At 70.3% G+C, this 17880-nt stretch carries 15 protein-coding genes; 12 read left to right on the plus strand and 3 right to left on the minus strand.

Translation table 11 applies throughout. The annotated features are described in order from the left end of the window. Window positions 1-61: 61 nt before the first annotated feature. From AOM45_RS36040 to AOM45_RS36050, 3 genes are all read left to right on the plus strand, one after another. The gene (locus AOM45_RS36040) at window positions 62-529 is read left to right on the plus strand and encodes a universal stress protein (protein WP_030471101.1); all 468 of its coding nucleotides are present in this window, start codon (window positions 62-64) and stop codon (window positions 527-529) included. Then, a complete protein-coding gene (locus AOM45_RS36045; RefSeq protein WP_236703948.1) occupies window positions 526-762 on the plus strand; it encodes an SHOCT domain-containing protein in 237 nt (78 codons plus the stop codon). The genes AOM45_RS36040 and AOM45_RS36045 overlap by 4 nt, the downstream gene beginning before the upstream one ends. Before the next feature lie 79 nt (window positions 763-841). Then, complete coding sequence (locus AOM45_RS36050; protein ID WP_030471099.1) at window positions 842-1504, plus strand: response regulator; 663 nt, start codon at window positions 842-844, stop codon at window positions 1502-1504. A 63-nt stretch (window positions 1505-1567) separates the two neighbouring features. On the opposite strand, the gene AOM45_RS36055 is transcribed toward AOM45_RS36050, so the two are convergent. Next, on the minus strand, window positions 1568-3241 hold the full coding sequence (locus AOM45_RS36055; RefSeq protein WP_030471098.1) for a sensor histidine kinase: 1674 nt from the start codon (window positions 3239-3241) through the stop codon (window positions 1568-1570). A gap of 139 nt (window positions 3242-3380) precedes the next feature. Between AOM45_RS36055 and AOM45_RS36060 the strand changes: the two genes are divergently transcribed. Both AOM45_RS36060 and AOM45_RS36065 read left to right on the plus strand, forming a co-directional pair. Then, window positions 3381-4379: an Acg family FMN-binding oxidoreductase gene (locus AOM45_RS36060; protein ID WP_030471097.1), complete on the plus strand. Its 999-nt coding sequence runs from the start codon at window positions 3381-3383 to the stop codon at window positions 4377-4379. 183 nt (window positions 4380-4562) lie between these two features. Then, window positions 4563-5255, plus strand: coding sequence for a universal stress protein (locus tag AOM45_RS36065; protein ID WP_030471096.1), 693 nt, complete (start codon window positions 4563-4565; stop codon window positions 5253-5255). 10 nt (window positions 5256-5265) lie between these two features. Here the strand turns inward: AOM45_RS36065 and AOM45_RS36070 are convergent, their stop codons facing one another. Further along, the gene (locus AOM45_RS36070; RefSeq protein WP_030471095.1) at window positions 5266-5775 is read right to left on the minus strand and encodes a flavodoxin family protein; all 510 of its coding nucleotides are present in this window, start codon (window positions 5773-5775) and stop codon (window positions 5266-5268) included. 163 nt (window positions 5776-5938) lie between these two features. On the opposite strand from AOM45_RS36070, the gene AOM45_RS36075 reads away from it, so the two are divergent. From AOM45_RS36075 to narI, 7 genes are all read left to right on the plus strand, one after another. Further along, window positions 5939-8242, plus strand: coding sequence for a phosphoketolase family protein (locus AOM45_RS36075; RefSeq protein ID WP_030471094.1), 2304 nt, complete (start codon window positions 5939-5941; stop codon window positions 8240-8242). Continuing rightward, window positions 8239-9354: an acetate/propionate family kinase gene (locus AOM45_RS36080; RefSeq protein ID WP_051784294.1), complete on the plus strand. Its 1116-nt coding sequence runs from the start codon at window positions 8239-8241 to the stop codon at window positions 9352-9354. Before AOM45_RS36075 ends, AOM45_RS36080 begins: the two co-directional genes overlap by 4 nt. Before the next feature lie 347 nt (window positions 9355-9701). Further along, complete coding sequence (locus tag AOM45_RS36085; RefSeq protein ID WP_030471092.1) at window positions 9702-10856, plus strand: MFS transporter; 1155 nt, start codon at window positions 9702-9704, stop codon at window positions 10854-10856. A gap of 2 nt (window positions 10857-10858) precedes the next feature. Continuing rightward, window positions 10859-14437, plus strand: a complete 3579-nt coding sequence (locus tag AOM45_RS36090) for a nitrate reductase subunit alpha (protein WP_030471091.1) — start codon at window positions 10859-10861, stop codon at window positions 14435-14437. Further along, window positions 14437-16092 carry a nitrate reductase subunit beta gene (narH, locus tag AOM45_RS36095; protein WP_030471090.1) on the plus strand — a complete coding sequence of 552 codons (1656 nt, stop codon included), beginning with the start codon at window positions 14437-14439 and terminating at the stop codon, window positions 16090-16092. The genes AOM45_RS36090 and narH overlap by 1 nt, the downstream gene beginning before the upstream one ends. A gap of 26 nt (window positions 16093-16118) precedes the next feature. Next, entirely contained in the window at window positions 16119-16682 is a 564-nt protein-coding gene (narJ, locus tag AOM45_RS36100; protein ID WP_081902512.1) for a nitrate reductase molybdenum cofactor assembly chaperone, read from the plus strand. Next, window positions 16679-17404: a respiratory nitrate reductase subunit gamma gene (gene narI, locus AOM45_RS36105; RefSeq protein WP_030471088.1), complete on the plus strand. Its 726-nt coding sequence runs from the start codon at window positions 16679-16681 to the stop codon at window positions 17402-17404. Before narJ ends, narI begins: the two co-directional genes overlap by 4 nt. A gap of 110 nt (window positions 17405-17514) precedes the next feature. Here the strand turns inward: narI and aroH are convergent, their stop codons facing one another. Beyond that, the gene (gene aroH / locus AOM45_RS36110) at window positions 17515-17877 is read right to left on the minus strand and encodes a chorismate mutase (protein WP_201780129.1); all 363 of its coding nucleotides are present in this window, start codon (window positions 17875-17877) and stop codon (window positions 17515-17517) included. Window positions 17878-17880 lie beyond the last annotated feature (3 nt).

Below are 17880 nucleotides of genomic sequence, written 5' to 3' on the forward strand. Positions count from 1 at the left end.
TTGGCCCCTCCCACCGGTCCAGGCCCGCGCTGGACGCTGGTCCGGAGCGATGGGAGCGGTCATGAGGGCACCTGTGATCCTGGTCGGCGTCGACGGTTCGGCGGAGTCGCGCACGGCTCTGCGTTGGGCGCTGGAGGAGGCGTCCCACCGGGGTGCGCGGGTGGAGGCCGTGCTGGCCCACCACCAGGAACCGGTCGTCGTCCCGGCGGTGCCGATGGGCCTCAACCCGTACGGCGAGATGCCGCAACGACGGCACCCCGCCCGCGAGCTCCACGACACCGTGCGGCAGGTGCGCTCCACGATGCGCAACGCGCCCGACGTCGCCGAGTGCGTCGTCGTGGGTGACGCGGCGGACCACCTGGTGGAGGCCTCCAAGCACGCCGACCTGCTGGTGATCGGCACCCGCGGCCGTGGCGCGATCCGTGAGCTCCTCTCGCACGGCGTCGCCGCGCGCTGCCTGCGCCACGCCGAATGCCCGGTCGTGGTCGTTCCCGCGACGGCGACCTCACGAACGCCGGGGAGGCGATGAAGATGCACTGGTACTACGGCACTCCGATGGGCTGGGGCGGGTTCGCGATGATGGCGCTGACCACGGTGTTGTTCTGGGGCGGGCTCGTGGCCCTGGTCGTCGTGCTGCTGCGCCGGCACCCGCAGGCTCCGCAGATCGGCTCCGCGACCCGCATACTGGAGGAGCGGCTGGCCAGGGGCGAGATCGACACCGACGAGTTCGAACGGGTCAGGAGGACCCTCGATTCCCGGTGACAGGGCCTTTGGTCCCTGGGTACCACCGGCCGTCCCGCGAGATCGTGTCGACGCAACGGTTGAGGAGAGGTGGTCGCAAGTGGTGTCGCGTGTCTTCCTGGTGGACGATCACGAGGTCGTCCGGGTCGGGATCAGGGAGCTGCTCAGCGCCTCCCCCGACCTGGAAGTCGTCGGCGAGGCGTCGTCGGTGACCGAGGCGCTCACGATGGTCCCGGCGACCAACCCGGACGTGGCGGTGCTGGACGTGCGGCTCCCCGACGGCAACGGCATCGAGCTGTGCCGCGAGCTGCGGTCGCGCCTGCCCGAGCTGAACGTCCTGATGCTCACCTCGTTCACCGACGACGAGGCGTTGTTCGACGCGATCATGGCGGGCGCGTCCGGTTTCGTGCTCAAGCGCATCGTCGGCACCGACCTCACGGCGGCGGTGCGGACGGTCGCGGCCGGACAGTCCCTTTTGGACGCCCGCTCCACCGCGGCGCTGCTCAACCGCATCCGCCGGGAACGCGAGCAGGGCGACCCCGTCCGCGCGCTCACCGAGCAGGAACGCACCGTGTTCGACTACATCGGCGACGGGCTCACGAACCGGCAGATCGCGGAGAAGATGTTCCTCGCGGAGAAGACCGTGAAGAACTACGTCTCGCACCTGCTCGCGAAGCTCGGGCTCGAGCGCCGCACCCAGGCCGCCGTGCTGTCGTCCCAGCTGCGCAGCAAGCCGACGCAGCACGACAACGAGACGGGCTGAGCGCCGCTAGCGCCTGTATCGAAGTCCGATCCGCGACAGCCGGGTCGGACTTCGATACAGGCGCTAGTCCAACGGGACCCTCCACGTCACGCGCGTCCCGCCACCAGGCTCCCCGGTGACGGTGAGGGCCCCGTTCAGCGCGGCCGCCCGCTGTTCGAGGTTGCGCAGCCCGCTGCGCGCCACCTCGGGCGGCATGCCCAGCCCGTTGTCGACCATCGTGATGATCAACGCGTCGCCCGCCTCGACGGTGAGCGTCAGCTCGGTCGCACGGGCGTGGCGCAGCGCGTTCGTGACGGTCTCGCGCACCACGGCCTCGGCGTGTTCGCCGATGTGGTCGGGCACGAGGCTGTCGATGGTCCCCGACATCCGGATCGCCGGGCTCACCGGCGCACCCTCGGTGATCTCGGCGACGATGTTGAGCAGCCGGCGCCGCAGACCGGTGTCGCCGGAGTCGGCCTGCAGGTCGAAGATCGACGTGCGGATCTCCAGCACGGTCTGGTCGAGCTGGTTGACCGCCTTCGTCACCCGTCTGCGCGCCTCGGGGTGGGTCACCCAGGTCAACGCGCCCTGCAGGCTCATGCCGGTGGCGAACAGCCGCTGGATCACGTGGTCGTGCAGGTCGCGGGCGATCCGGTCGCGGTCCTCCAGCACGTCGACCAGGCGCTTGGCGCTCTGGTTCTCGGCGAACTCGATCGCCACCACGGCCTGGTCGGCGAACGACGCCAGCAACGGCATCAGGTCCGCGCCGAACGCGGCCGCGTCCTTGTCCCGGACGGCGAGCAGCACACCGGTCACGTTCGTGCCCGCCCGCAACGGCAGCACCACGGCGGCGCCCGCCTGGGCGGACAGGTCCCCGAGATGATCGTCCACCTGCTCGACCAGCGCGGGAGCCGAGGTCTCCAGGACCTGCGCGAGCAGCGGGACGTCGGCGGTGAACTGGACGGCGGGGACGTCGGTGCCCGCCAGCGCCGCCGCACGGAGCTCATCGCCCTCACGCAGCAGCACGACCGCCCACGACGCCGACGCGAGCTCGACGGACCGTTGGGCGATGAGCTGCAGGGCGTCCTGCGCCGAGGCCCCCGCGAGCAGCTGGGCGTTGATCTCCGCGGTCGCCTCCAGCCACCGCTCGCGCATCCGGGACCGTTCGAACAGCCGGGCGTTCTCCACCGCGACACCGGCGGCCGCGGCGAGCGCCTCCAGCACGACCTCGTCGTCGGGGGTGAAGTCGCCGCCGTCCTTCTTCTCGGTCATGTAGAGGTTGCCGAACACCTCGTCGCGCACCCGCACGGGAGTGCCGAGGAAGCTGTGCATCGGCGGGTGGTTGGGCGGGAAGCCGACGGACGCGGCGTGCTCGCTCAGGTCGTGCAGCCGGATGGCCCTCGGGTCCTTGATCAGCAGGCCGAGCAGGCCCTTGCCCTGGGGCAGGTGCCCCATCTGCGCGCGGGTCGCGGGGTCGATGCCGACGTAGACGAACTGCGACAGGTTGTGCTTCGACCCGAGCACGCCCAGCGCGCCGTAGCGGGCGCCCACCAGCTCCACGGCGGCCTGCACGATGCGCTGCAGCGTCGAGTCCAGCTCCAGGCCGGCGCCGACCGCGAGCACCGCGTCCAGCAGGCTCTGCATCTTGTCCCTGGTCGACCCGATCTCGGCGAGCCGGTCGCGCATCTCGTCGAGCAGCTCGTCCAGACGCAGCCCACCGAGCAGGCTGCGTGACGGCGTCTCATCGGGATCCAGCATGGATCAAGCTTTTCACGTGACCGCAGAGCCGCCAAGCGGTCCCGGTCAGGTCGGGACCTTCGACAGTGGGTCCCGGTCCTCGCGGCACGGACAGTGAACGGACACAACGTTCGAGCGGCAACACGATGGAGTGAAGGACATGGCTGAGGTGACCGCGGCTCTGGGGCTGGAGCCCGACCAGATCGAGGGCGCGCTCACGGCCGCTTCGCTCGCGCCGTCCGTGCACAACACGCAACCGTGGCGGTTCCGCGTGCGACCGGACCGCATCGAGCTGCACCCGGACCCGGCCCGCCGGCTCGCCGCGACCGACCCCGAGGACCGCGAGCTGCGACTGTCGTGCGGCGCCGCCCTGTTCAACCTGCGGCTGGCGCTGCAGTGCCACGGCGTGCGCCCGCTGGTGACGATGCTGCCCGGCGCGGACGCACCCGGTGCTCTCGCGGTCGTTCGCCGAGGTGGGACGTTCAAGGCCGAGAACGAGCACCGCGCGTTGCTCGCGGCGGTGCCTCACCGCCGCACGAACCGCCGCCCGTTCCTCGACGCGGCCATCGATCCCCGGCAACGACACGCGCTCGTCCGCGCCGCCGAACTGGAACGGTCCTGGCTGCACGTCGTCGCCACGCCGGAAGACCGCGCCCAGCTCAAGCGGTTCGTCCAGCGGGCCCACGAGATCCAGCTCGCCGACGAGAGGGTGCAGGCGGAGTTCGCCGCGTTCACCGGCCACCGTCCCGGCGCGACCGACGGCGTGCCGCCCGCGTCGGCGGGAGTCCGCCCGGAGATGCAGGACGAGTGGGTGTTCCGCGACTTCCACGGCCCGCAGCGCCAGGCGGGCAAGGACTACGAGTCCGACCCGCTCGTCGTGGTCCTGTGCTCGTTCTACGACGGCCCGCTGGGCGACCTGCAGGCAGGACAGGCGATGCAACGCGTCCTGCTCACCGCGACCACGCACGGGCTGTCCGCGTCGTTCATGTCCCAGCCGGTCGAGGTCCGGCGCGTCCGCGAGGAACTGCGCCGCGCGCTCGGCGGCGTGCTCGTCCCGCAGACCGTGCTGCGCCTGGGCTTCAGCACCCCCGTGCCGCCGACCCCGCGGCGTGCCGTCGCCGACCTGCTGCTCAACTCCGACGAGCACGCGCCCTGCTAGGCGGTCGTCACACCGCGAAGTGACTGATCTCAGCTGGATGAACGGCGCGTTCGCCCACCTCAGGTGAGCGAACGCGCCGTTCATCCGCGTCTGACAGGGCCCTGTGACGACAGGACTTTGGTCCCGGCGCAGTCGCCTCTTCCCGCCCTGCTCCAGACGGCGCAAAAACTCCATCGTTGTCCCATGGAACCAGTCGTGCTCATCCAAGACGGTCCCGGACGCGACGAGAACGCGCTGCGCTGGGCCGCCGCCCACGCCCGGCTCGTCGGCGCCGACCTCGAGATCCACCACCCCCGGGACGACTTCCGCGCCCAGCTCGTGGTCGTCGGCTACCGGGGTCCGGGGAGCTCGGCGCTCGGTCTGGGTGGCCACGTCCTGCCGCTGCTGGCCGCCACGCACTGCGACGCGGTCGTCGTGCGCGGCACGCCCGCGGCCGTCGACGGCCGGCACTCCCACGTCACCGCCCTGGTCAGCGGTGGCTCCGGTGATGGCCGAGTGCTGCGCCACGCCGCCGACTTCGCCCGGCGACGTGGCGCCGCACTGCGCGTCCTGCACGCGGCACCACAACTTCCGGCCCGGTGCGCCGCCGACCCGGACCACACGTACGTCCTCGACCGCGCGGCCGCGGCGCTCGGCACCGTCGCGCACCACGCCGTCCTGGTGCGCGCGCAACCGCACGAGGCGATCGCCCGCTGCACCGACACGGATCTGGTCGTCGTCGGTTCCGGGGACTCGCACGACAGCGGCACCGTCACCAAGGCGGCACTCCACCACGCGCCGTGCCCCGTTCTCGTGGTGCACCAGCCCGTTCTGGAGCAGCACCACGGCCGGATCGTCGTCCCCGCTCCCCGCCGGCCGGTTCACTCCCAGGCGTGAACGCCCACCGTCACGCCATCTCGGCCGCGCACGTCGCACCCCAGTTCCGCGCCCGGTCGAGCTCGCCGTCCACCAACGGGCCCTTCGTGCCGCCGACGTAGAAGTTCTCCGCCGGCTTCACCGTCCGGAAGCCTGCTCGTCGCAGCCTCGTGAGGGCGGCGCGGGCGGCGGAACCGGGCAGCCTCGGCCGCTTGACCTTCGTGTCGAACGCCACGACCACAGGACGTGCCGTGCCCTTGCCGACCTGGTCCACCCACTCGCGCAGCCCGGCACCGGCCGCCGCCCGCGCGTCGGCTCCCTGCCGTGCCGCGTCGGCACGCGTGCCCGGCTTGCTCATGCTGAACGCGTGGGTCGGACCGCCGACCACCAGGAGCTCGACCTCCTCACCCAGCACGGGCGGGGCCGAGCCGACCTCGACGAGGTCGACGGTCATCCCGGTCCGCAGCCCTTCCGCCACCGCCTCGGCCACCAGCCCGGTGTTGCCGAACATCGACTCGTACACGACCAGAGCTCGCTTCATCGTCACGCTCAGCAGAACACCGTCACGACCCGGGAGGCGACCAGGGCCCGAGGAACCGGTGCGGGCAGGACCTCGGTCCCGCCAGATGCGGACCCCGCGCCCTGGGAGGTGACCGAGCGGCACGGCAGCGTGGCAGGTAACGATTCAGAGTGAGGAGCGCGAGATGCCGAACGTGGACCTGTCGCTGGTCGACGCGTACTGGCGAGCCGCCAACTACCTGTCGGCCGGCCAGATCTACCTGATGGACAACCCGCTGCTGACCGAGCCGCTGGCGCCCGAGCACGTCAAGCCGCGCCTGCTCGGCCACTGGGGCACGACCCCCGGCCTCAACTTCATCTACGCCCACCTGAACCGGATCATCCGCGAGCGCGACCTCGACGTGCTCTTCGTGACGGGTCCCGGCCACGGCGGACCGGCCCTCCTGGCGAACACGTGGCTGGAGGGCACGTACAGCGAGACCTACCCGGACGTGCCGCGCGACGCGGAGGGCATGCGCCGGCTGTTCCGCCAGTTCTCCTTCCCCGGTGGCGTGCCGAGCCACGTCGCTCCCGAGGTGCCCGGTTCGATCCACGAAGGCGGGGAGCTGGGGTACTCGCTGGCGCACGCGTTCGGCGCGGCGTTCGACAACCCCGGTCTCATCGTGGCGTGCGTGGTCGGCGACGGCGAGGCGGAGACCGGGCCGCTCGCGACCAGCTGGCACGCCGGCAGGTTCCTCAACCCCGCCACCGACGGCGCCGTGCTGCCGATCCTGCACCTCAACGGCTACAAGATCGCCAACCCGAGCCTGCTGGCGCGCATCCCGCACGAGGAGCTCGATTCGCTGTTGCGCGGCTACGGTTACGTGCCGTTCTACGTCGAGGGCCACGAGCCCGCGGCGATGCACGCGCGCATGGCGGAGGTGCTCGACCAGGTCGTCGACAAGATCCAGCTGGGCGAACGGCCGATGATCGTGCTGCGCAGCCCGAAGGGCTGGACCGGGCCGTCCGAAGTGGACGGTGTGCCGATCGAGAACACGTGGCGCGCCCACCAGGTTCCGCTGTCGGGCGTGCGGACCGATCCCGGCCACCTGAGGCAGCTGGAGTCGTGGCTGCGCGGCTACCGGCCGGAGGAGCTCTTCGACGCCGACGGCGCGCCACGACCGGAACTCGCCGCCCTCGTGCCGGACGGGACGCGCCGGATGGGCGCGACACCGCACGCCAACGGCGGATTGCTGTTGCGCGCGTTGAAGATGCCGGAGATTCGCGCGCACGCCGTGGAGGTCGTCAAACACGGCAGCACGCACTCGGAGCCCACCAGGGTGCTCGGGCGGATGCTGCGCGACGTCGTCACGCTCAACGCCGAGGCCCGCGACTTCCGGATCTTCGGGCCCGACGAGACGGCCTCGAACCGGCTCGACGCCGTGTACGACGTCACCGGGAAGCAGTGGCAGGCGCAGACGTTGCCGGTCGACGAGCACCTCACCCACGACGGCCGGGTCGTCGAGGTGCTGTCCGAGCACCTCTGCCAGGGCATGCTGGAGGGGTACCTGCTCACCGGCAGGCACGGGCTCTTCAACTGCTACGAGGCGTTCATCCACATCATCGACTCGATGTTCAACCAGCACGCCAAGTGGCTCAAGACGCATCAGAAACTGGTGTGGCGCAGGCCGATCGCGTCGCTCAACTACCTGCTGAGCTCGCACGTGTGGCGGCAGGACCACAACGGTTTCTCCCACCAGGACCCCGGCTTCATCGACCACGTGATGAACAAGAAGGCCGAGGTCGTGCGCGTCTACCTGCCGCCGGACACCAACACGCTGCTGTCGGTCGCGGACCACTGCCTGCGCAGCAGGGACTACGTCAACGTGATCGTGGCCGGCAAGAACGAGACCCCGGACTGGCTCTCCGCCGACGAGGCCGCGTTGCACTGCGCCCGCGGCGCCGGGATCTGGGACTGGGCGGGCAACGAGGAGGACGAACCCGACGTCGTGCTGGCGTGCGCGGGCGACGCGCCGACCGTCGAGGTGCTGGCGGCGGCGAAACTGCTGCGCGAGCACCTGCCGTCGCTGCGGGTGCGGGTGGTGAACGTGGTGGACCTGATGCGGTTGCAGCCGGACACCGAGCACCCGCACGGCATGCCGGACCGCGAGTTCGACGCGCTGTTCACGGCGGACCGCCCGGTGATCTTCGCCTACCACGGCTACCCCTGGCTCATCCACCGCCTGACCTACCGCCGCACCAACCACCACAACCTGCACGTCCGCGGCTACAAGGAAGAAGGCACCACCACGACCCCGTTCGACATGCTGGTGCTCAACGACATGGACCGCTACCGGCTCGTCATCGACGTCGTCGACCGGGTGCCGGGACTCGGCCAGAAGGCGGCCGGGCTGCGGCAGCTCATGCAGGACCAGCGCACCCGCCACCACAGCTGGATCCGCGAGCACGGCGAGGACATGCCCGAGGTGCGCGACTGGACCTGGCAGTGAACGTGCTGGTGGTGAACGCGGGCTCGTCGAGCCTCAAGCTCCGCGTGCTCGGCGAGGACGACACCGTTCTCGCCGAGCACCACGCCGAGCGCTGGACCGGCGAAACCGGTCCCCTGGAGGACTTCCTGAGCACCGCGCCGCCCGTCCACGCGGTGGGGCACCGAGTCGTGCACGGCGGCGCGGCCTTCACCAGCGCCACCGCGATCGACGACGACACCCGCACCCGGATCGAGGCTCTCACCGCGCTCGCACCGTTGCACCAGCCCCGTGCACTGGCCGGCATCGACGCGGTGACGCGGTTGCTGCCCGGAGTGCCGCAGGTCGCGTGCTTCGACACTTCGTTCCACACCACCATGCCCGCGGCCGCGGCGACCTACGCCCTGCCCTCGTCGTGGCGGCGCAGGTGGGATCTGCGCAGACACGGCTTCCACGGACTGTCGCACGGCTACGCCTCCCGCAGAGCCACCGAACTGGCCGGGCGGCCCGGCGCTCGCGTGGTGAGCTGTCACCTGGGCTCCGGGGCGTCACTGGCCGCAGTCGCGAATGGACGGTCCGTGGACACCACGATGGGCTTCACCCCGCTGGCGGGCCTGGTGATGGCCACCCGCAGCGGAGACGTCGACCCGGGCCTGCTCGTGTGGCTGCAACGCGCGGGTCTCTCCCTCGACGACCTCGAAGACGGCCTGGAACACCACTCCGGTCTCGCCGGCCTGTCCGAAACCGGCGGAGACCTGCGCGACGTCCGCGAGGCGGCGGAGAGCGGGGACGAACGCGCCGTGCTCGCACTCCAGGTGCACGGACACCACCTGCGCCAGGGCATCGCGGCCATGACGGCGTCACTGGGCGGCATCGACCTGCTCGTGTTCACCGGCGGCGCGGGCGAACACGACCCGGTGCTGCGCGCGGAAACCGTTGCCGGCCTCGCGTTCCTGGGCCTCGAACTCGACCCCGGCCGCAACGCGGAGGTCTCGGGGGACACCCGCGTCAGCACCTCGCCCACCGAGGTGTGGGTGATCGAGGCGCGAGAGGACGTCGAGATCGCGGCGCAGACCCGCGAGCTGCTGAACCACCGCGTTCGCCCTGCGCCGCAGCCTTGTGCACCTGGCAGATGAGGACGTCGGCCCCACACCGGCGCCGTGGCGTGGGGCCGCCGAACTGCTGGAGTTCTTCGCCGTCACCACTCCCCTGTGGCAGCCAGGTCAACCGCCGGTGCTCATCGCACTCATCGGCCTGCTGATAGGCACTGCCCCGGCTCGTCCGTCCAGGGACTTAGGTCCCGTCCCACATCCGTCGTTGACACCTACGCCGCACCAGCACGCCACCGGAGGCTGGTGGTGCTCACAGAGTCGTGAGCACCGGGCAGATCGACGGACCGAGGTTGACGATGGCCGCGACACGACGTGAAACAGGCAAGGAGCCACCGCTCGGCGCCACGACCACGCCGAACCGGCGGTGGGTGATGCTGACCGTCGCGACGGTCGGGTTCGCGGTGAACTTCTGGGCGTGGGCGCTGCTCAGCCCGCTCGGCCCGCTGTTCAAGGACTCGCTGTCGCTGACCTCGTTCCAGCAGGCGCTGCTCGTCGCGGTGCCCGTCGTGGTCGGCTCGGTCGGCCGGATCCCGGTGGGCGCGCTGACCGACAGGTTCGGCGGGCGCGTGATGTTCCCGCTGGTCTCGGTCATCACCATCGTGCCGGTGCTGTTCCTCGGCCTGGCCGGGCACTCGTCCCTCGCCGCACTGCTCGTCGGAGGCTTCTTCCTCGGCGTCGGCGGCACGGCGTTCGCGGTGGGCGTGCCGTTCGTCAACGCCTGGTTCCCGCCCGAGCGCCGGGGCCTCGCGATCGGCGTCTTCGGGGCGGGCATGGGCGGCACGGCGATCAGCGCGCTGACGACCGTCAACCTGGTGAAGTCGTGGAGCGTCGAGATGCCGTTCGTCGTCACCGCGGTCGTGCTCGCCGGGTACGCGGTGGTGGCGTGGTTCGTGCTCAGCGACGCGCCCGGCAGGCCGGTGCCCTCCGAGTCGGTCGGCAGGCGGCTCGCGGCGACGTCGCGCCTGGCAGTGACGTGGCAGGCAGCGGCGCTGTACGCGGTGGCGTTCGGCGGGTACGTGGCGTTCTCCGTGTACCTGCCCGCGTATCTCAAGACCGCGTACGGGCTGACGCAGGCGGACGCGGCGAACCGGATGGCGGGTTTCGTGTTGCTGGCGGTCGTGATGCGGCCACTGGGCGGGTGGCTGTCCGACCGGTTCGGTCCCGTCCGGGTCCTCACCGCCTCGTTCGGCGTGGTCGCGGCCGGAGCGCTGGTGCAGGCCTTCACACCGCCGCTGATGCCGCTGGGCACGTTCGCGTTCCTGTCCATGGCCGCCGCGCTCGGTGCGGGCAGCGGCGCGGTGTTCGCGCTGGTCGCGTTGCTGGCGCCGGCGAGCAAGGTCGGCTCGGTCACGGGTGTGGTCGGGGCGGCGGGCGGACTCGGTGGCTTCGTGCCACCGTTGGTGATGGGCGCGCTGTACGGGGCTTTTTCCTCCTACGCCCTGGGCCTCGGCGCACTGGCGTTGGTCGCTTTCGGAACGCTGCTGTTCACCGCAACCGTGGTCCGCAAGGCCGTTGAGGAGGCTTGAGCATGGACAACGAGCTCACTGACGCGCTCATCGGCACCCGCCGGTTCTTCACCCGCGCCGAGGTCTCGGACGACCGCCGCACACTGCACCAGATCGGCGGGCGGCAGGCCGACGAGTTCTACCGGGACCGCTGGAGCCACGACAAGGTGGTGCGGTCGACCCACGGCGTGAACTGCACCGGCTCGTGCTCCTGGAAGGTCTACGTCAAGGACGGGATCATCACCTGGGAGACGCAGCAGACCGACTACCCGTCCGCGGGCCCGGACCGTCCCGAGTACGAACCGCGCGGGTGTCCGCGCGGGGCCGCGTTCTCCTGGTACACCTACTCCCCCACCCGCGTGCGCTACCCGTACGTCCGCGGCGTTCTGCTGGAGATGTACCGGGAAGCCAAGCAGCGCACCGGAGATCCGGTCCTGGCGTGGCAGGAGATCGTCGAGGACCCGGAGCGCGCCCGCCGGTACAAGGCGGCGCGCGGCAAGGGCGGACTGGTCCGGTCCACTTGGGACGAGGCGACCGAGATGATCGCCGCGGCACACGTCCACACGATCAAGAAGTACGGGCCCGACCGCGTCGCCGGGTTCTCCCCCATCCCCGCGATGTCGATGGTGTCGCACGCGTCCGGAGCCAGGTTCGTGTCGCTGCTCGGCGGGTCGATGCTGTCGTTCTACGACTGGTACGCCGACCTGCCGGTGGCGTCGCCGCAGATGTTCGGGGACCAGACCGACGTGCCGGAGTCCGGCGACTGGTGGGACGCGGGCTACCTGATCATGTGGGGCTCGAACGTGCCCGTGACCCGGACGCCGGACGCGCACTGGATGACCGAGGCCCGGTACCGCGGCCAGAAGGTCGTCGCGGTCTCGCCCGACTACGCGGACAACGTCAAGTTCGCCGACGAGTGGCTCGCCGCCGCGCCCGGCACCGACGGCGCGCTCGCGATGGCGATGGGTCACGTCGTGCTGCGCGAGTTCTTCGTCGACCGGCAGGTCCCGTACTTCACCGACTACGTCAAGCGCTACACGGACCTGCCGTTCCTGGTGCGACTGGAGAAGCGCGGAAACACCTACGCGCCGGGGAAGTTCCTGACGGCCGAGGACCTGTACGGGGCGCTCGCCGGTGAGCACGCCGCGTTCAAGACCGTGGTGATGGACTCGGTCACCGGCGTGCCGGTCGTCCCGAACGGCTCGCTGGGCTTCCGCTACGGCGACCAGGGCGAGGGCAGGTGGAACCTCGACCTCGGCGACACCGATCCCCAGTTGTCGTTGTACGGCAACGACTCGGTGCTCGTCGACCTGCCGCGGTTCGACGCGGACGGCACCATGTCACGCGGGGTGCCGGCGCTGCAGGTCAACGGCGAGCTGGTCACCACGGTGTTCGACCTGATGCTCGCCCAGTACGGGGTGCACCGGGCGGGCCTGCCGGGCACGTGGCCGACCGGGTACGACGACGCGGCGGAGCCGTACACGCCGGCGTGGCAGGAAGGCGTCACGGGCGTGCCGGCCCAGGCCGCCGAGCGGATCGCGCGGGAGTTCGCCGCCAACGCCGAGGAGTCGCGCGGCAGGTCGATGATCCTCATGGGCGCGGGCACGAACCACTGGTTCCACTCCGACACGATCTACCGGGCTTTCCTCGCGCTCACCACGCTGACCGGCTGCCAGGGCGTCAACGGCGGCGGCTGGGCGCACTACGTGGGGCAGGAGAAGTGCCGTCCGATCACCGGCTGGTCGCAGCTCGCGTTCGGCCTGGACTGGTCGCGGCCGCCGCGGCAGATGATCCAGACCGCCTACTGGTACCTGCACACCGACCAGTTCCGCTACGACAGGTTCGACTCGTTGGGCGGCAAGAGCACGCACGAGCTGATCTCACAGTCCGCGCGGATGGGCTGGATGCCGTCCTACCCGACCTTCGACCGCAACCCCCTGGACCTGGCCGACGATGCCGAAGCCTCCGGTATGTCCACTCCGGACTACGTCGTCGACCAGCTGAAGTCGGAACAGCTCAGGTTCGCCTGTGAGGAACCGGATCGGCCGGAGAACTTCCCGCGCGTGCTGACCGTCTGGCGCGCGAACCTGCTCGGCTCCTCGGCCAAGGGCAACGAGTACTTCCTCAAGCACCTGCTCGGCACGGACTCGAACCTGCGCGAGGACGACGTCGGCGCACCGACCGGCAAGCTGGACCTGTTGCTGTCACTGGACTTCCGGATGACCAGCACCACGATCTACTCCGACGTGGTGCTGCCCGCCGCGACCTGGTACGAGAAGCACGACCTCAACACCACCGACATGCACCCGTTCGTGCACTCGTTCAACCCGGCGATCGCACCGCCGTGGCAGACCCGCACCGACTGGGCGGCGTTCCAGGCCATCGCCGAGGTCTTCAGCAGCCTCGCGGAGAAGCACCTGGGCGTGCGCAAGGACGTCGTCGCGACACCGCTGCTGCACGACACCCCGGACGAGCTCGCCACCCCGCGCGGTGTGGTCCGCGACTGGAAGGCCGGCGAGTGCGAACCGGTGCCCGGCGTCACGATGCCGCGGCTCACGGTGGTGGAACGCGACTACACCGCGATCGCGGCCAAGATGGGTGCTCTCGGACCGTTGGCGGAGAAGCTCGGCGCCACCACGAAAGGCATCACCTACTCGCTCGAACGCGAGGTCGAGTACCTGCGGCACAAGAACGGCACCGTGCACGGAGGCCCCGCCGACGGACGACCGTCGCTGGTCCGCGACGTGCACGCGTGCGAGACGATCCTCGCGCTGTCGGGCACCACGAACGGCCACCTCGCCACGCAGGGCTTCCGCACGCTGGAGAAGCGCACCGGCACGAAGCTCGCCGACCTGGCCGCCGAGCACGAGGGCAAGCAGATCACGTTCGCCGACACCCAGGCCGCGCCGGTTCCGGTGATCACCTCACCGGAGTGGTCGGGTTCGGAGACCGGTGGCCGCCGGTACTCGCCGTTCACCATCAACGTCGAACGGCTCAAGCCGTGGCACACGCTCACCGGCAGGCAGCACTTCTTCCTCGACCACGACTGGATGTCCGAGATGGGCGAGCAGCTGCCCGTGTTCCGGCCTCCGCTGAACATGACCGCGTTGTTCGACGAGCCCGCTGTCGGCGAGCAGGGCGAGCTCGGCATCACCGTCCGGTACCTGACGCCGCACTCGAAGTGGTCCATCCACTCCGAGTACCAGGACAACCTGTTCATGCTCAGCCTGTCGCGCGGCGGCCAGACCATCTGGATGTCCACGGAGGACGCGGCGAAGATCGGCGTCGCGGACAACGACTGGATCGAGGCGGTCAACCGCAACGGCGTCGTGGTGGCGCGTGCGATCGTGTCGCACCGGATGCCCGAGGGCACCGTCTACATGCACCACGCCCAGGACCGGCTGATCGACGTGCCGCGCAGCGAGACCACGGGAAAGCGCGGCGGCATCCACAACTCGCTGACCCGCCTGCTCATCAAGCCCAGCCACCTCATCGGCGGCTACGCCCAGCTGTCGTTCGCGTTCAACTACCTGGGCCCGACCGGCAACCAGCGCGACGAGGTCACCGTGATCCGCCGCCGCGGCCAGGAGGTGACGTACTGATGCGAGTCATGGCGCAGATGGCGATGGTCATGAACCTCGACAAGTGCATCGGCTGCCACACCTGCTCGGTGACCTGCAAGCAGACGTGGACCAACCGCTCCGGCGTCGAGTACGTGTGGTTCAACAACGTCGAGACCCGCCCGGGACAGGGCTACCCGCGCACCTACGAGGACCAGGACCGCTGGCTCGGCGGCTGGACCGTCAACCGCCGAGGACGGCTCACGCTCAAGGGCGGCGGCAGGCTGCGCAAACTCCTCAGCATCTTCAGCAACCCCAAACTGCCGAGCATCCAGGACTACTACGAACCCTGGACCTACGACTACGACACGCTCATCAGCTCACCGCTGCAGGAGCACACCCCGGTCGCGCGGCCGCGGTCGCTGATCACCGGCGAGCACACGAAGATCCGCTGGTCGGCCAACTGGGACGACAACCTCGCCGGTGCACCGGAACTCGCGGCGAAGGACCCGTTGATCAAGGGGATCGAGGACAAGGTCCGCTTCGAGTTCGAGCAGACCTTCATGTTCTACCTGCCCCGCATCTGCGAGCACTGCCTCAACCCGTCCTGCGCGGCCTCCTGCCCGTCCGGCGCGATCTACAAGCGCTCCGAGGACGGCATCGTGCTCGTCGACCAGGACCGCTGCCGCGGCTGGCGCATGTGCGTGTCCGGCTGCCCGTACAAGAAGGTCTACTTCAACCACCGCACCGGCAAGGCGGAGAAGTGCACCTTCTGCTTCCCCCGCGTCGAGGTCGGCCTCCCCACCGTGTGCGCGGAGACGTGCGTCGGCAGGCTGCGCTACATCGGCCTGGTCCTCTACGACGCCGACAGGGTCCTCGCCGCAGCGTCCACACAGGACGAACACGATCTGCTCGAAGCCCAGCGCCAGGTGTTCCTGGACCCCGACGACCCCGAGGTCGTGCAGGCCGCCACCGCAGCGGGCATCCCGCAGGACTGGATCGAGGCGGCCCAACGCTCCCCGATCCACGCCCTGATCAACACCTACCGCGTGGCCCTGCCGCTGCACCCGGAGTACCGCACCATGCCGATGGTCTGGTACATCCCGCCGCTCTCCCCGGTCGTGGACGTCCTGCGCGACACCGGCCACGACGCCGAGGACCACGGCAACCTCTTCGCCGCGATCGAGGCGTTGCGCATCCCGGTCGAGTACCTGGCCCGCCTGTTCACCGCTGGAGATCCCGCGCCGGTGAACGAGGTTTTGCGCAAGCTGGCGGCGATGCGCAGCTACATGCGCGACATCAACCTCGGCCGCGAACCCCGCGAGGAGATCGCCGCCAGGGCCGGCATGACCGGCGAGCAGGTCTACGAGATGTACCGGCTGCTGGCGATCGCGAAGTACGAGGACCGCTACGTCATCCCGCCCGCGCACGCGGAACAGGCGCACGGTCTGGAGGAACTGGCCACCGAGTGCAGCCTCGACTACGAAGGCGGCCCGGGCATGGGTGGCTCCGGCCCGTTCGGCGAGAGCTCCGGTGGCGTCTCCCCCATCGCCGTGGAGAACTTCCGCATGCTGCAGAACCGCCAGTCCACCGACACCATGGCCGCACCGGCGGACAAGGCGCAGCGGGTGAACCTGCTCAACTGGGACGGCAAAGGCCGCCCGGAGGGACTCTTCCCGCCGAGGAGGCAGTCGTGATCGCCTGGCAGATCCAGTCACTGCTCATGAGCTACCCGGACCACCAGCTGCTGAGCCGCACACCCCTGCTGCGCACCGCGGTGAACACCCTGCCCGGCCCGATCGCCGCTCCCCTGCGCGACTTCCTCGACCACCTCGACCGAACTCCCCTGGTCGACCTGGAAGCCGACTACGTGGCCACTTTCGACCACCGCAAGAAGTTCAGCCCGTACCTCACCTACTTCGCGTACGGCGACACCCGCAAGCGCGGCATGGCACTGCTGCGGTTCAAACACGCCTACCGCGCCGCGGGCCTGGAACTGGACGACAGCGAGCTCCCCGACCACCTGGCCGTCGTGCTCGAGTTCGCGGCGACCGGCGATCCCGTTGCCGGACAACGACTCCTGATCGAACACCGGGCGGGCCTGGAACTGATGCGCCTGGGCCTGCGCGAGGCGGGCTCACCGTGGGCGTCCGTCCTCACGTCGATCTCCGCGACCCTGCCACCCCTGCACGGCCGCGACCACGACGCCGTCGCCCGCCTGGCCGCGGCAGGACCACCGGAAGAGGAAGTCGGTCTGGCCCCGTACCTGCTGGGAGGAACACGATGACCACGATGCTCTGGGTCGTGGTGCCCTACATGGCCATCACCGTCTTCGTCGTGGGCCACGTCTGGCGCTACCGCTACGACAAGTTCGGCTGGACCACCCGCTCCTCCCAGCTCTACGAGAACAGGCTCCTGCGCCTGGGCAGCCCGCTGTTCCACTTCGGCATCCTGCTCGTCGCACTGGGCCACGTCGGCGGCGTCCTGATCCCCAAGTCCTGGACGGAAGCCGCGGGCATCAGCGAGTCGGTGTACCACTTCCTGGCGGTGGTGCTGGGCGTCCTGGCCGGCGCGATGACCCTCGCGGGCGCGGCGATCCTGGTCTACCGCCGCCGCACCGTGGGCCCGGTCTTCTCCGCCACCACCCGCAACGACAAAATCATGTACGTCCTGCTGGTCGGCACCATCGTCCTCGGCCTCGGCACCACCGTCCTCGGCAACCTGACCGATCACCCCCACGACTACCGCGAGACCGTCGCACCGTGGTTCCGGTCGATCTTCTACCTCCAGCCGAAGCCGGACCTGATGGCCGCGGCACCCCTCGGCTTCCAGCTGCACGCGCTCTCCGCCTGGGCACTGGTCGCGTTCTGGCCTTTCAGCCGCCTGGTGCACGTCTTCTCGGCCCCGATCGGCTACCTGACCAGGCCCTACATCGTCTACCGCAGCCGCGACCCCAAGCACGGCACCCGCGCACCGCGCCGCGGCTGGGAAAGCCTGAACCAGCGCTGACCTCGGTCAGAGCACCGGCTGGCCGGCGCGGTGCAATCACGGCGGACCAACCGTCCGCACTCCTGGCGCAACGAGCCCGGCCCACCCCGGCCGGGCTCCCGCTCACCCCGTCACCGAGCCACGAGATCCGGCCGCAGCGCCGACGCCCCGTGCAGGTACACGTGCCGGATCTCCGACCGCGGCAAGGGCGTCTCGACGTGCGCCATGACCCGCACCACGCGTGCCAGCCCTGTCGGGACGGCGATCTCGGTGGCGCACATCATGGGCACGTCGTCGAGCCAGCCGCCCCGCGCGGCCGCCGCGGGGAACGTGCTGCGCAGGTCCGGGGTCGTCGTGAACAGCAGGCTGATCACGTCCTCGGCGTCGACGCCGTTGCGGTCGAGCAGCTCGGCCATCAGCTCCTTCGTGGCGGCCACGACCAGTGCCGGGTCGTCGGCGTCCACCTGGGTGGCGCCGCGGATAGCTCGGATCACCGC

This window comes from Lentzea aerocolonigenes (genome assembly GCF_000974445.1).
GTDB classification, from domain to species: Bacteria; Actinomycetota; Actinomycetes; order Mycobacteriales; family Pseudonocardiaceae; genus Lentzea; species Lentzea aerocolonigenes.

Excerpts from the sequence above, each read along its gene's own strand:
- AOM45_RS36040 (WP_030471101.1), top strand. The coding sequence starts at position 62 with ATGAGGGCACCTGTGATCCTGGTCGGCGTCGACGGTTCGGCGGAGTCG.
- AOM45_RS36045 (WP_236703948.1), top strand. The coding sequence starts at position 526 with ATGAAGATGCACTGGTACTACGGCACTCCGATGGGCTGGGGCGGGTTC.
- AOM45_RS36055 (WP_030471098.1), bottom strand. The coding sequence starts at position 3,241 with ATGCTGGATCCCGATGAGACGCCGTCACGCAGCCTGCTCGGTGGGCTG.
- AOM45_RS36060 (WP_030471097.1), top strand. The coding sequence starts at position 3,381 with ATGGCTGAGGTGACCGCGGCTCTGGGGCTGGAGCCCGACCAGATCGAG.
- AOM45_RS36065 (WP_030471096.1), top strand. The coding sequence starts at position 4,563 with ATGGAACCAGTCGTGCTCATCCAAGACGGTCCCGGACGCGACGAGAAC.
- AOM45_RS36070 (WP_030471095.1), bottom strand. The coding sequence starts at position 5,775 with ATGAAGCGAGCTCTGGTCGTGTACGAGTCGATGTTCGGCAACACCGGG.
- AOM45_RS36075 (WP_030471094.1), top strand. The coding sequence starts at position 5,939 with ATGCCGAACGTGGACCTGTCGCTGGTCGACGCGTACTGGCGAGCCGCC.
- AOM45_RS36085 (WP_030471092.1), top strand. The coding sequence starts at position 9,702 with ATGCTGACCGTCGCGACGGTCGGGTTCGCGGTGAACTTCTGGGCGTGG.
- AOM45_RS36090 (WP_030471091.1), top strand. The coding sequence starts at position 10,859 with ATGGACAACGAGCTCACTGACGCGCTCATCGGCACCCGCCGGTTCTTC.
- narH (WP_030471090.1), top strand. The coding sequence starts at position 14,437 with ATGCGAGTCATGGCGCAGATGGCGATGGTCATGAACCTCGACAAGTGC.
- narJ (WP_081902512.1), top strand. The coding sequence starts at position 16,119 with ATGAGCTACCCGGACCACCAGCTGCTGAGCCGCACACCCCTGCTGCGC.
- narI (WP_030471088.1), top strand. The coding sequence starts at position 16,679 with ATGACCACGATGCTCTGGGTCGTGGTGCCCTACATGGCCATCACCGTC.